Source organism: Youngiibacter multivorans (assembly GCF_017873395.1).
Taxonomy (GTDB): Bacteria; Bacillota; Clostridia; order Clostridiales; family Clostridiaceae; genus Youngiibacter; species Youngiibacter multivorans.
This window is the reverse complement of sequence record NZ_JAGGKC010000048.1, coordinates 1-13,164: the sequence shown is the minus strand read 5'-3', so window position 1 is coordinate 13,164 and position 13,164 is coordinate 1. Positions and strand designations below refer to the sequence as shown.

The 13,164-nt window shown below is 44.7% G+C and carries 14 protein-coding genes and 1 other annotated feature; of the genes, 8 read left to right on the top strand and 6 right to left on the bottom strand.

What is annotated here, in order from left to right:
* The coding region (locus J2Z34_RS16950; RefSeq protein WP_209461057.1) for a transposase at positions 1-719 on the top strand (719 nt) is incomplete at its 5' end.
* Positions 720-913: 194 nt separating this feature from the next.
* On the opposite strand, the gene fsa is transcribed toward J2Z34_RS16950, so the two are convergent.
* Together fsa and J2Z34_RS16940 are read right to left on the bottom strand one after the other, a co-directional pair.
* A complete protein-coding gene (gene fsa, locus J2Z34_RS16945; RefSeq protein ID WP_209461056.1) occupies positions 914-1,561 on the bottom strand; it encodes a fructose-6-phosphate aldolase in 648 nt (215 codons plus the stop codon).
* 167 nt (positions 1,562-1,728) lie between these two features.
* Positions 1,729-2,658 (bottom strand): glycosyltransferase, encoded by a 930-nt coding sequence (locus J2Z34_RS16940; RefSeq protein ID WP_209461055.1) that lies wholly within the window; start codon positions 2,656-2,658, stop codon positions 1,729-1,731.
* A gap of 268 nt (positions 2,659-2,926) precedes the next feature.
* Here J2Z34_RS16940 and J2Z34_RS16935 point away from each other — a divergent pair, with 268 nt between their 5' ends.
* Positions 2,927-3,346, top strand: coding sequence for an Hsp20/alpha crystallin family protein (locus J2Z34_RS16935; RefSeq protein ID WP_209461054.1), 420 nt, complete (start codon positions 2,927-2,929; stop codon positions 3,344-3,346).
* A 76-nt stretch (positions 3,347-3,422) separates the two neighbouring features.
* Here the strand turns inward: J2Z34_RS16935 and J2Z34_RS16930 are convergent, their stop codons facing one another.
* Positions 3,423-4,316, bottom strand: a complete 894-nt coding sequence (locus J2Z34_RS16930; protein WP_209461053.1) for a GDSL-type esterase/lipase family protein — start codon at positions 4,314-4,316, stop codon at positions 3,423-3,425.
* A 149-nt stretch (positions 4,317-4,465) separates the two neighbouring features.
* Complete coding sequence (gene murJ / locus J2Z34_RS16925) at positions 4,466-5,989, bottom strand: murein biosynthesis integral membrane protein MurJ (RefSeq protein ID WP_209461052.1); 1,524 nt, start codon at positions 5,987-5,989, stop codon at positions 4,466-4,468.
* Between the two features lie 173 nt (positions 5,990-6,162).
* On the opposite strand from murJ, the gene J2Z34_RS16920 reads away from it, so the two are divergent.
* Entirely contained in the window at positions 6,163-7,020 is an 858-nt protein-coding gene (locus tag J2Z34_RS16920) for a hypothetical protein (protein ID WP_209461051.1), read from the top strand.
* A gap of 85 nt (positions 7,021-7,105) precedes the next feature.
* On the opposite strand, the gene metA is transcribed toward J2Z34_RS16920, so the two are convergent.
* Together metA and J2Z34_RS16910 are read right to left on the bottom strand one after the other, a co-directional pair.
* Positions 7,106-8,053: a homoserine O-acetyltransferase MetA gene (metA, locus tag J2Z34_RS16915; RefSeq protein WP_209461050.1), complete on the bottom strand. Its 948-nt coding sequence runs from the start codon at positions 8,051-8,053 to the stop codon at positions 7,106-7,108.
* A 22-nt stretch (positions 8,054-8,075) separates the two neighbouring features.
* Positions 8,076-9,368, bottom strand: a complete 1,293-nt coding sequence (locus J2Z34_RS16910; protein WP_209461049.1) for an O-acetylhomoserine aminocarboxypropyltransferase/cysteine synthase family protein — start codon at positions 9,366-9,368, stop codon at positions 8,076-8,078.
* Between the two features lie 62 nt (positions 9,369-9,430).
* Positions 9,431-9,685, bottom strand: a binding site (T-box leader).
* Between the two features lie 146 nt (positions 9,686-9,831).
* On the opposite strand from J2Z34_RS16910, the gene J2Z34_RS16905 reads away from it, so the two are divergent.
* The 5 genes from J2Z34_RS16905 to J2Z34_RS16885 all read left to right on the top strand — a co-directional run bounded on the left by J2Z34_RS16905 (position 9,832) and on the right by J2Z34_RS16885 (position 13,049).
* Positions 9,832-10,290 carry a hypothetical protein gene (locus tag J2Z34_RS16905; RefSeq protein ID WP_209461048.1) on the top strand — a complete coding sequence of 153 codons (459 nt, stop codon included), beginning with the start codon at positions 9,832-9,834 and terminating at the stop codon, positions 10,288-10,290.
* 8 nt (positions 10,291-10,298) lie between these two features.
* Positions 10,299-10,556: a hypothetical protein gene (locus J2Z34_RS16900; protein ID WP_209461047.1), complete on the top strand. Its 258-nt coding sequence runs from the start codon at positions 10,299-10,301 to the stop codon at positions 10,554-10,556.
* A gap of 262 nt (positions 10,557-10,818) precedes the next feature.
* Positions 10,819-11,133 (top strand): hypothetical protein, encoded by a 315-nt coding sequence (locus J2Z34_RS16895; RefSeq protein WP_209461046.1) that lies wholly within the window; start codon positions 10,819-10,821, stop codon positions 11,131-11,133.
* 91 nt (positions 11,134-11,224) lie between these two features.
* Positions 11,225-11,953 (top strand): NAD-dependent protein deacylase, encoded by a 729-nt coding sequence (locus J2Z34_RS16890; RefSeq protein WP_209461045.1) that lies wholly within the window; start codon positions 11,225-11,227, stop codon positions 11,951-11,953.
* A 112-nt stretch (positions 11,954-12,065) separates the two neighbouring features.
* Positions 12,066-13,049 carry an LCP family protein gene (locus J2Z34_RS16885; RefSeq protein WP_209461044.1) on the top strand — a complete coding sequence of 328 codons (984 nt, stop codon included), beginning with the start codon at positions 12,066-12,068 and terminating at the stop codon, positions 13,047-13,049.
* Positions 13,050-13,164: the final 115 nt, after the last annotated feature.

The window sequence follows — 13,164 nt, the reverse complement described above, 5'->3', positions numbered from 1 at the left end:
GATGGCAGGCTGATCAACTCAGCCTGCCATTAACCAAAGCAAATCTTGGACAAGAAAACACATCAGGTTTTGGACAACAGAAGTCAGCATTAACAGTTGATATAGATTTGAAGCTCACAGGAAAGCATACAAATGAAGTTAAGGAATTGCTAAAGGATAGAAACCATTATAGATTAATATCTACTACCAAAACTTTTGACTACCTTCCAGAAAAGAACAAAAAGAGTTATCCTACGATATTGTATAGATTACCTTTCAGAATTGTTAGATTTCCGATAACAGAAGATACTTATGAAGTTGTTGTTACCAATCTTGACAGAGAAATATTCCCGCCACAAATATTGAAGGAACTATACTCAATGCGATGGGGAATTGAAACTTCATTTCGGGACCTAAAATATACAATAGGATTGCTTCATTTTCATTCCAAAAAGGTGGAGTTTATACTCCAGGAAATTTTTGCTCGACTTGTTATGTACAACTTTTCTGAATTAATCACCTTGCACGTGGTTATAGAAAAAAAGGACAGAAAATATGAATATAAGGTCAACTTTTCTGTCGCTGCACACATTTGCCGAGAATACTTCCTTGGTAAAATAACTCCACCAAATATTGAAGCTTTGATCTCTAGGTACATAACTCCAATTCGCCCTGGACGTTCAAGACCTAGGAATATGATTGCAAAATCAACTATAAGCTTCATGTATAGGGTAGCATAATTTTCTTAAACTGAATAATTTTTGACAGGGAATATTTCCTGTCTATTTGTGATGCTTATTTTAGGTTACCAGTTTCTAATTTCCCTATGTGTATGGTCAATTAACATCAAAAAGAAGCTACCACTGTTTGTGATAGCTTCTTGAGCGAGATTAACTTAATGCCATTGGGATAATCATCCCGGGCGTCTGTTTTTCTATTTCTGGTTTGCGTCTTCCCAGTCCTTGAGGAATCTTTCGATTCCTGCATTTGTAAGAGGATGCGTAAGCGATTCAAGGATTACCTTGTATGGAATCGTAGCTATGTGGGCTCCCGCAAGGGCTACCCTCTGCACGTGGTTCTTGTTCCTTATGCTTGCTGCGATTATCTCAGTGTCAATTCCATAAAGGTTGAAGATATGGACTATCTCTTCTATGACCTCAACCCCATCAAGGCCTATGTCATCAAGCCTTCCAACAAATGGTGATACATAGCTTGCTCCTGCCCTTGCAGCTGCAAGTGCCTGGGTTGCAGTGAATATCAGAGTCACATTGGTCCTAATTCCCTTCTTTGAAAGGTAGGATACTGCCTTCAGGCCTTCAGCCGTCATAGGTACCTTGACCACTATGTTCTTGTGTATCTTCACCAGCTCTAGTGCTTCAGCGATCATCCCATCAGATTCGAGTGACAATACCTCTGCGCTTATGGGTCCGTCAACTATGTCGGTGATTTCCTTTATGACATCCGCGAAGATTCTTCCCTCTTTTGCTATGAGGGATGGATTCGTGGTTACACCCGCTAGTATTCCCAGTTCGTTCGCCTTCCTGATTTCATTTACATTGGCTGTGTCTATAAAGTACTTCATAAGTTTGGGCCAAGCCTGCTGCCATATGCAGCCTGTGCCTTGCCCTTCACCTCCCCATTATCATTTTGGAAGCAACATAGTCGTCTATGAATAGCTTTCCAAATATGATTTTAGCACAATTTTCAGCAAATTATCATAAATTCGACATTATTATTTATCATTTTCAATCATCCTAATCCGTCAGATGACATGAACCTCCTGGCAGACTCCCTGATGTACTTTCCCAGGTTCATCCTGTAGCTTCTGTTTTTCAGGCACCTTTCAAGGTACAGCATGGACCTGATCATATAAATCGGGAAGACCTTAAGCCTTGATGCCTTAAGGTATCTCCTGCAGTAGTAGATCTCACTGCAGACAAGATGGATCAGCGCATAGGCACCAATGTTCCTTGAACTCCTCTCGTTGAGATGTGTTGCTTCTGCAGGGGGATAGCTGTAAGTTTCATAGCCTGCAGTCTCTGCGGCTATCCCGAGAATCAGCTCCTCCTCATAAAGAAAGGTATTCTCGTCAAATGGAACCACCTTTAGAGCCAGCTCCCTCTTCATCATGAAGCAGCATCCTACGAGGTGATATACCTTCTGGATCTCATCAAAGGACTTGTCAAGGCCGTAGTATGTTCTGTATATGTTCCGGTAATTCAATGATCGAAGCCTTGTAGTAGCAAAAAGCTTCTCCATTATCCCGGTCTTCACAAATATCCTTGATATCTCTGACACTTCTCCATTCTCATCAAGAATCCTCGGACCAGCTATGCCTGCCTTAATGTTTCCGTCAAGAAATTGCTTCAGCCTGTCAATTGCACCCTCATGGTAGATGATGTCGGAATTCGAGACAAGAATATGCGTGCAGCCATCCTCCAGCGCCTTAAGGACCCCAATGTTGTTTCCTGCTGAATAGCCTTTGTTCACCTTACTTCCTATCAGCTCAACATCTGCATCAGAACTATAAGTATCCAATAGCCTTCCAAATGACCCATCAGGCGAAGCGTTATCCACCACATATATCCTATAGAAGGACTTGCAGGTAGCTCTGATTGTTCCTATGCAATTCGAAGTCTCTTCATACGTCATGTAGTTTAGAATCACTATCCCTATCATTGCATTCCTCTTCATTTTTTAAGATATTGTTAATTTCGGATAAATGTTTGTTCTGGTCAGTTTTCAGCCTTTTATGATGGCATATTGCAAATGAAGTCAAATAGCATCAGATTGCTTATATTTACAGTTGCAATCTCCCTGTTTTAGGTTGTCCCTGATTTGTCAAAATCAGGACCAGTAGTAAAATAATGTTAGAAGGTGTAAGCCCTAATCAGATTATATCCATAAAACACCAGGGCTGCACAAAAAAACGAAGGAGTGATTACGTATGAGGAACAGACTGCCAATAGGTAGGAACTTTTTCGGGGACGACGAGTTCATGAGTGATTTCTTCAACGACCTCCCTGCACTTGGAGCCTCGACTAAGCAGTTCAAGGTGGACATCAAGGAAAACGACAAGGAGTACATGATAGACGCTGACCTTCCCGGAGTCAACAAGGACGACATAGTCGTTGAATACAAGGACAAGTACCTGACAATTTCAGCGGAAAAGGAACAGAGTACCGAGGAAAAGGGCGAGAACTTCATCAGGCGTGAAAGGTCCTTTGGCTCGATAAAGAGAAGCTTCTATGTAGATGATATCGACGAGAGCCAAGCTATAGTCGAGTACAAGGATGGAGTACTAAAGATCGTACTTCCTAAGCTTGTTGAACCGAAGTCTGGCGGAACTAAGTTTGAGATCAAGTAGAAAATACGACCCTTCCGGAATATTTCCGGAAGGGTCGTACCCTTTCAATTCTTTTACTTTCAATCGACTTCAATTGCTATTTCAACAGATTCCTTTCCCTTACGAATATCAGTGTATGACCAAAGGTCGTAGGATGAGGATCTACTGCCATAAGGAAAGCCTCATAGCTGCCAAGCTTCGCTGCCAGAATAGCATTCCTTCCACTGAAGGTAACCGCCAGCCTTGAAGTCTCATATGCCTTGAAGGAGGAATAAGAATTGGCAATAACATAAGAGCCAGGCGCATTCTCTGTGATTACTGCGTTGATCTGCCTGATATGCTTGTCTACAAATGAGTACAGGGCATCACCCGCCTGCATTGGATTGTATAGGTTGTTCACTACTATCTTGGCTCCAGGCGCAAGAGTCTTTACTGCTGTTATGATTCCTGGGAATGTTGCCTTGAACACTTCAACACCTGCAGGAAATGATTGAACCAATGGTGATGGCGGATCATCAAGTGCAGCGTACCTTGCCATCGCTACAGAGTAGGATAGTTTCCGGATGTTGTCATAAAGAGATTTTAAATCTGTTGCTCCGAAAGCAGCAGCTACTGTCGGTAATACCGGTGTAAGAAGGTTATTGCTGCCAATGTTAATCGTCACAATTCTTGAACCTGCAACTTTGCCTTGGAAAACCACATCGTTGGTGAGCATTCCCAACAGCTCCATTGAATCAAGACCTTCTTCTCCCAGATTCCTGTAGTCCACATCAAATGCAATCTCAAGATAATCGTCAAGCATATCCGCATAACCATAGTAGTCAACCGGATTCAGCGACTTATATGAGCTAAGACCTACTGTGACAGAATCTCCAAGCGCAGTATATTTTATTCTGGTTTGTGCTGACGCAGAAACCGACGCAAAGGTCACTGAGAAGAGCATGAACGCAGCAGCAAACATTGCCATCAGCTTCCTGTACCGTCTCTTCATGGTATTCCCTTCTTTCTACTTTCTTTTGTATATTTCTTATTTAATTATCCACCTGCAGTGATACACATTCAATGAATAGTCAGAAAATTCACAGAAATTATACCATGTGTTTAATTCTCAGTTTCTTTCATCCTTACAACGTCACTGCTTTATTTACCATATGTTTTACGCAGCTTATCGTGTATTACAAATACAGCTGACCTTGCTTCCTCCACCTTAAGAACCAGTACAAGTATTACATAGGTGATGATGCCAACTGCTATTGAAACAAGAGCAGAGACATTAGGGTTCAGAATCTCAATAATTAGCCCATATGCAAACCAGACCACAGCACCCATGATTGCAGAAGCTGCTGCAATCCTCACAATGTTCTTGATCCTTCCACTTATAGCTGAGAAAGCTGTCTTTTTTCTAAAAGAAACCACAAGTGCTGAAGATGTGGCTATCGCAGAGATGCTTGTAGCCAGTGCAAGTCCTCCTATGCCGAGGTACCTTGAAAGCACTATATTGAGGATTATATTGAGCACCATGCCGAATATGGAATTTCTCATGGGAGTTCTCGTATCTCCAAGAGCATAGAAGGTCCTGGAGAAAAGGTCCCTAATGGCATATGCTCCATGCCCGATTGCATAAAAGAACAAGGCTGAAGAGGTTAGGATTGCAGCTTCAGCTCCAAAGGCTCCTCTCTGGAATATGAGCCGTGTTATAGGGCCAGAAAGGACAAGGATTCCCGTCATTGCTGGAAGTATCATCATTAATACATATACAATTGCATTGGAAAGGGTTTTCGAAAGCGCATCCCTGTCACCCTCTGACGCCATCCTTGATATTGTAGGATACATCACTGAAGAAACAGGCTCTACGAATATCCCCTGCACGAAGCCATTGACTACCTGTGCATAGCCAAGGGCTGATATCCCTCCAACAGCTATCCCTGAAGCAATTGTCTTGTCTACAAGCACGTTTACCTGGTTTACCGATACTCCAATGATTACTGGGATCGAAAACAGCAGGAGCTCCCTTATATTGGAATCATGAAGCTTAAGTGTACGGGTGTATCTGAATCCGGCCTTTTTCGCTGCAGCTGCAAGGAATATGGCCTGAAGCGCAAGTCCCAGGATTATGCCTATGGCAAGGATACTCGAATTGCTTCCGGCAAGGGCGTAGGATGCGATGGCTACAAGGTTCGCAGGTATGCCTATAAGGGCAGGGACTATGAAGCTGTCCCGTATCTGAAGCATGGCAGTGAGGATATATATTACTGCAGAGATAACAATTCCTGCTATGCTAATCCTTGTAAGGGATGCGGCAAGCTTTAGTGTCTCTTCAGAGAAGCCTGATGCGAAAAGCCTCACTACCGGGACCGCAAATATGATTATGGTTATTGCCAGCAGTGCACACATCATGATTATTACAGATAACAGGTTTGAGGTGAACAGGTCTGCATGTTCACTGCTCCTCTCAGCCCGTATCCTGTTGTAGATCGGTATGAAGCTTGTAAAGAGTGCGATCCATATGAACGAGAAGATTGATGTTGGTATGGTCTGAGCGATGTTAAAGGCATCGGTTATCTCAGATGCCCCGAAGAAAAATGAGAGTGACACCTCCCTGAGAAAGCCCAAAAGCTTCGACAGGATCGTTATTATCATTACAGCTGCCACCGTCTTTTTCATATCCATCACCCCCTGCCCTTTTCACTAAATTATACTATAAGCAGGCTGAAAACCTAACAAATTATGAACACTCTCCCGATTCAGGACCCTTTCGCCCTTTTTCTGATATCATGGTTGTAGGGACTTTTTATGAATGCCCATCAGCTTCAGTATAAGAACGAGGAGTGGTATTTGTGGGAATAGATATGAACAATCCGAGGGTCAGGCTTGCGCTTGAAATAAATGAAAAGTTGCGCTCTGCTGAATTCGATGGCCGTGTACTTCAGGCCATGGCAATAGGCGGATCGGTCTCACGCGGAAAGGCGGATGCCTATTCGGATCTCCAGCTGCTGTGCTTCTGGGACATGTTTCCAGATATGGATACAAGGAACAGGTTCGTCGAGCTTATAGGGGCACATCTGATGAGTGAGATCGACGAGGACAACAACGAAGACAGCCTGGTAATAGGCTCCATACAGGTGGATGTCACCCATAACGGAGTGGATTATTACGACAATCTGATATCAGACACATGGGAATACCACCTTGCGGATTACCAGACTCTTGCCTTCCTGGACACCATAAGCCACGCACACATACTAATGGGAGAAGAGGTCATCGGAGATTGGAAGGAAAAGGCAGCTGAATACCCAAGGGAGCTTGCAGTGAATGTCATCTATGATAACCTGCAGGAGCTGACAAACGGCAATATTGAGCTCTTCATCCAGAGGGATAATCCAACCGAGTTCTACGCTAAGATAATAGATATCCAGCACAGGCTCTTCAACGTACTGTCCGCCATCAACGACAGCTACTCCGGAGGCTACAAGTGGATGTACGCTGAGCTTGAGGAAATGAGCCTGGTGCCTGTGAACATAATAGGAAGGTTCAAGGCCATGTTCGAAGGAAACAAGCTTGATACGGTTGAGGACCTTTATTCATTGGTCTTCGAGGTCCTTTACCTTGTGAACCACTCCTTCCCGGAGATGGACTTCAACGTACAGGAGGCATTTGACAAGTTCATGGTTAAAAGGCTTCCTCTGGAGGCATGACGAAAACAAGACAGGGTCATCTCGTAATGAGTTGACCCTGTCTTGTTATTCGGCTCCATTTAATGATCAGTCTGTCAGTTTTGGACTAGACTTCCTTATGCGACTTCTTTTCCCTGAGCTTAGGAAGGTCATTAAGGTCATAAGGAGTACCCTGGTATACAAAGTTCAGCCAGTTGGCGTAGAACAGGTTGCCATGCCCCCTCCATCTGAAGAGCACGCCCTTCTTCGGGTCATCGTTCCTGAAGTAGTTCTTTGGAACCTCCATATTCATGCCCTTCGCAATGTCCCTGTCATACTCATTCTTAAGGGAGTCCTTGTCGTATTCCATGTGGCCCTGAATGAATATCAGACTTTTGTCCCTTGTCGCGACTATATGCGGTCCGGTCTCTTCAGAATCGGCAAGTATCTTAAGATCAGGTACCTTAAGGATCTCTTCCCTTTCCACCTGGGTATGCCTGGACTGGGGTGCATAGAATTCTTCGTCGAAGCCTCTCATGAGCTCAGACTTCTTTTCCTTCACCTTGGTAAGGAACACCCCGAAGAGCTTCTTGTCAAGCACATGCTTGTTTATCCCGAAATGCCTGTAAAGCCCTGCCTGGGCTCCCCAGCAGATATGTATGGTGCTGAATACATTGTCCCTGCAGTAATCCATGATTTCAGTGAGCTCCTTCCAGTAGTCTACGTCCTCAAAGGGCAGGAATTCAACCGGAGCTCCTGTAATAATCATCCCGTCGTATTTCTGGTGCTTTACCTCATCAAAGGTCTTGTAGAAATTATCAAGGTAAGTCCTGTCGGTATTCTTCGAATCATGGCTTCCCATTGACAGAAGCTGGACCTCCACCTGGAGAGGAGTGTTTGCGAGAAGCCTTATAAGCTGCTCCTCCGTTGTCTCCTTGGTCGGCATGAGGTTCACGATTGCAACCCTCAGAGGCCTTATGTCCTGCTTCTGGCCCCTCTTCTCATCCATTACGAATATGTTCTCTTCCTTAAGGGTCTTGTAGGCTGGCAGCCCCTTTGGCACAAGGATAGGCATTTCTATGTTCCCCCAATCTTTCTTATATTCCTGAAAGCGCCTGCTCCAGGTCATATATTATATCGTCTATATGTTCAGTACCTACTGACAGCCTTACGCTTCCCGGCTTTATTCCCGAAGCCTCAAGCTCCTCAGCAGTCATCTGAGAATGGGTCGTGCTTGCAGGATGTATGACCAGAGACTTCACGTCTGCAACGTTCGCAAGAAGTGAGAACACCTCAAGATGGTCTATGAACGCCTTCGCCTTCTCAGCTCCGCCATTTACCTCGAATGTGAATATGGAAGCTCCGCCTCTCGGGAAGTACCTGTTGTAAAGCTCGTTGTATGGGTTCCCTGGGATGCTCGGATGGTTGACCTTCTCGACCTTAGGATGCTCTGACAGATACTTTGCAACCTTAAGTGAATTCTCAACATGTCTCTCGACCCTGAGTGAAAGTGTCTCCAGTCCCTGCAGGAACAGGAAAGAGTTGAATGGGCTGATTGCTGCTCCAGTATCCCTCATGAGTGTCACCCTCACCTTGATAATGTATGCCAGGCTCCCAACAGCCTCTGTGAATACCACTCCGTGGTAGTTGCTGTTCGGTTCTGTAAGTCCGGGGAACTTCCCGCTCTTCTTCCAGTCAAACCTTCCGCTGTCTATGATCACTCCTCCTATGGAGGTGCCATGTCCGCCTATGAACTTGGTAGCGGAATGAACCACGATATCAGCGCCATGTTCTATTGGCCTGAGAAGATATGGTGTTGCGAAGGTGTTGTCAACTATCAGCGGAATTCCGTTCTCATGGGCAATTCTTGCAACCTCCTCTATGTCGATGAGGTCAGCATTTGGATTTCCCAGCGACTCGATGAATACCGCCTTGGTATTAGGCCTTATTGCAGACTCAAGAGTCTTAAGGTCATTTCCGTCGAAGAAGGTGGTCTCGATCCCGAAATCTTTGAAGGTGTTGGCAAAAAGGTTGTAAGTTCCTCCATATATGCTTGTCGAGGATATTATATGGTCTCCTGCAACAGCAATGTTCTGGACCGAATATGCAATTGCAGCCATTCCTGAAGCGGTGGCAAGGGCTGCCACTCCGCCTTCAAGAGCCGCTATCCTTTTCTCAAACACATCAGACGTCGGGTTCATGAGCCTGGTATATATGTTTCCACCCTCAGATAGGTTGAATCTCGCCTCAGCCTGTGCTGAACCTGAAAATACGTAAGATGATGTCTGGTATATGGGTACGCATCTGGCATCAGTCGCCGGATCCGCTGTCTCCTGACCTACGTGAAGCTGCAGTGTCTCGAATCTGTAATTTCTCTTTGTGTCGCTCATTTTGATCCACTCCTTGGTTTTTTTGATATAAAAAAGAGCCCCATCCCAATGCATAATGTATGCAAAGGGACGGAAGCTCCGTGTTACCACCCTTGTTCGCCTGTACCTTGCGGCACATGACCTCATAAGGTACGCTGGACTAAGTCCATAAATACCCCTGCACTATAACGTGTGCTCTACGTCCCGGCCTAAAGTCACCCTTCAGCCGGCAGGCTCCGGGACCATCTTCAGCAAGATCTCTTCCACACCCTTTCACCAAAACGGGTGCTCTCTGTAAGGAGTCCATGCAAGCTTACTCTTCCCTTCATTGCCTCTTTCAACTTATTGTAGACAACTGTACCACCAGGAAAGGCACATGTCAACAGAGGAAATGCATAAAATTTTTTGAATCTAAGCTGATAACGCAAAATCAGGCTCAATGTGATATAATTTTGGTTAAGACTAACAATTATTCGGAGGAGATATGAAGCGGAAATTCCTTTTGATATATGCCATCATAACAGTCACCGTATTTCTTGCCGCATATCATTCCTTCAGATGGACCAGCGGGCTGGTCAAGGATAACTCCAACCTTGCAGTACTGGGTGTAGTCGACCGTCTGATAGAGTATACAGGGAACAAGGATGCCCTGAGCTATGAAGACTTCCTGCGTCAGGGGGATGAGCTTGTCCACACCATGGGTGACATGGCCAAGGTCATCGATGACTCCAGCTATGGAAACAAGAGCGACCTTGACAAGATGTTCTATGAGCTCTCCAAGCTTTTCAGGAACTCCACACGGTTCGACCTTCAGCACACGAGGACCCTCGGTGAGATACACGACCTGCTTGTCAGGTACAGATACATTTCAACCTCGCAGGAAGGCGCACGCCTTGTAGGCGAGATAATAAGCAGGGCTGTCTTCATACAGCCTGACTACTAGGAGGGCTTATGGAATACCTTTTTACTGTGTCCTATTTTCTTGCATTCCTTTTCCTTATGGTTTATGGAGCCTACCAGCTAATCACATATTTCAGGAAAGACCACAACGTGACAAGGATCAACAGGCTTACCATGGTAATGACTGCCCTGTCATTCATGGCTTTCATGTACCTCGACTTCAGCATGGTGAATGCCATCATCGGATCTGTTATCTTCATGATAATGATAAGGGTGGCCTATGTCATCTATTCAGATACCTACGAATAGTCTATGGCAGATGATTCATTGACTCTCAGGACCTTTCCTGGATATCACGGATTTTTTTACCTTTGTGAAAAAATGAATACTTCACCTGAAACAGGCTTCGCAATTGCGGAGTCTTTATTTTTTCCGCTCCTTTTTCCTGATTTCCCAATTTTTCAGCTTACATGAATATGTATTGAAAGCTGGTCCATAATGGCTAAAAGCAAGCTTTTGCCATTCTTTTTGGAATCAGCATATTTTCATTAAAATACAGGGAGGGAATGCTATGGATATCAACGAAGAGAGGACTAACCTGTTGCCTGGTACGCATGGATATCCATGCTCTTCTGACCCTGAGGAATCGGAAACTTCATCTGACACCCTGGTTTCAAATTACCGGAATGCCCTGAAGGCAGCCTTCGACGTGCTTCAATCCCGCGAAAAGGACATCCTGTCTTACTATATAAGTAAAGGCACCGTTGGCCTCAAGAGCTATTCGGAGCTATGGAAGGAAGACTATGAGGCCATTGAAAAGGAAAAGGACAGGGTACTTGGAAAAATGATTCTGCTAATGGAGTCATCTTATTTGGATTCAATCTGATAGATATCTGTTTCCACCCAGGGATTGGTTTGTGGTAGAATAAATCGAAAACTTTCAGATACACAATCCATCCAAAATTGGAGATGATACCATGTCAAACTTGAATGAAGCAGCAAGACTAATAAAGAAGGCAGGAAAGATACTCGTGCTTACCGGTGCGGGCATGTCCACGGAATCAGGGCTTAAGGATTTCAGGTCGAAAGACGGGCTATACAGCAACAGGTTCAGAGGGAATTCCCCTGAGACGATACTGTCTGCTGGCTTTTTCAGGAGGGACACCAGGACCTTCTATGACTATGTTGGTGAAAAGCTCGATGTTACAGGTATAGAGCCAAATAAGGGCCACAGGATCCTTGCAGCCTGGGAAGACACCATGGACCTTTCTATAATCACACAGAACATTGACGGTCTGCACCAGAAGGCAGGAAGCAAAAAAGTACTTGAAATACACGGAACCCTTGCTTCAACCACCTGCACCAGATGCGGCGAAAAGAAAAACCTCAGAGAGGTTCTCGACCATGGTTACGATCATGCCTGCGGAGGTGTTTTCAAGCCTGATGTGGTTCTGTATGACGAAGCAGTGGACAAGATCGATCTTGCATTTGAGATGGCTGAGAAGGCTGACCTCCTTATCATACTAGGCACTTCACTTTATGTTTATCCAGTGGCTTCCATACCGGATGTCTACGGAATTTCCTCGAAGAAAGCAATAATTGTAAACAGGGACCAGACCAGATACTCCATGCATGCGAATGCCCTTGAATTCAACGAGTCAATAAGCGCCACACTGGAGAAGCTTGACCATCTGATCAATGAATGATTCTTTCAGGCTCCTTTAGAAGACCTTAATCTTTCGTGAAATTGCTCACAAAATGGTGTAATTTCAGAGGTTTGGTATATAATTAAGTGGTATTCGCATTAGGGGGACTCGTATGAAAAGAAAGAAAAAGAAATCAAGCACCATTAAAATAGCACTTTTGTCTGTCCTTGCACTACTTCTGTTTGGTGTAGGATTCGGTTATGCATATGTAAACAATCTGCTTAACTCCACCGAAAAGGAAGTAATATCCGAAAAGGAAGAAGACCTTGGAATCGGAGTCGATATTGAAATCGAGGACGAGGATGGTGAAAAGGTCGAGACAAGCAAGGACATCTACTACTACGAAGGCGTCAAGGGAGTCACAAACATAGCCATATTCGGCATAGACGCAGAGTCAGGAACTGCCGGAAGAAGCGATGTCATAATGATCGTGACGGTAGATGAAAACTCAAAGAAAATCAAGCTTACATCAATTGTAAGGGACACTTATGTCAGCATACCGGGAAGGAAGATGGACAAGATAACCCATGCATACGCGTACGGCGGTGCTCAGCTTGCCCTTCAGACCCTGAATGCCAATTTCAACCTGGACATCAAGGATTTCATGGCAGTTAACTTCACTTCCCTTCCAAAGATCATCGACATGATCGGCGGAGTCTCAGTGAAGATAACTAACGCAGAAGCCGGAGAGATCCCTGGAATGACCGGGGCTGGAACATTCACCCTGAACGGGGAACAGGCTCTCGCCTACTCCAGGATAAGGAAGATAGACAGCGACTTCGAGAGAAGCAGAAGGCAGAGGACGGTAATGCAGGCAATCATAAACAAGATGATGAAAAGGCCTGTAACCTCATACCCCACACTCATGAAGAACCTGCTGCCACTTGTCAAGACCAACATGAAATCAACTGACATGCTCTCACTTGCTACAAAGGTCGTAACTACCGGAATCTCAACGATCGAGCAGAACAGGTTCCCGCAGGATAACTATGCTGCAGGAAAGATGATAAGCGGGACTTACTTCTTCGTTTTTGAAAGGGAACAGACCCTGAAGAACATCGGAGAATGGATTTATCTGGACAAGAAATCAGAATAAGATAAGGGCAGCTGTGCTTGTGATATGCTCCCTTTATGAGAGACAGTGAAAAAGAAAACCACTGTTAATCATGAAGGGAGCTTTTATTATGTCTCATAGGACAAAGGGATCTCCA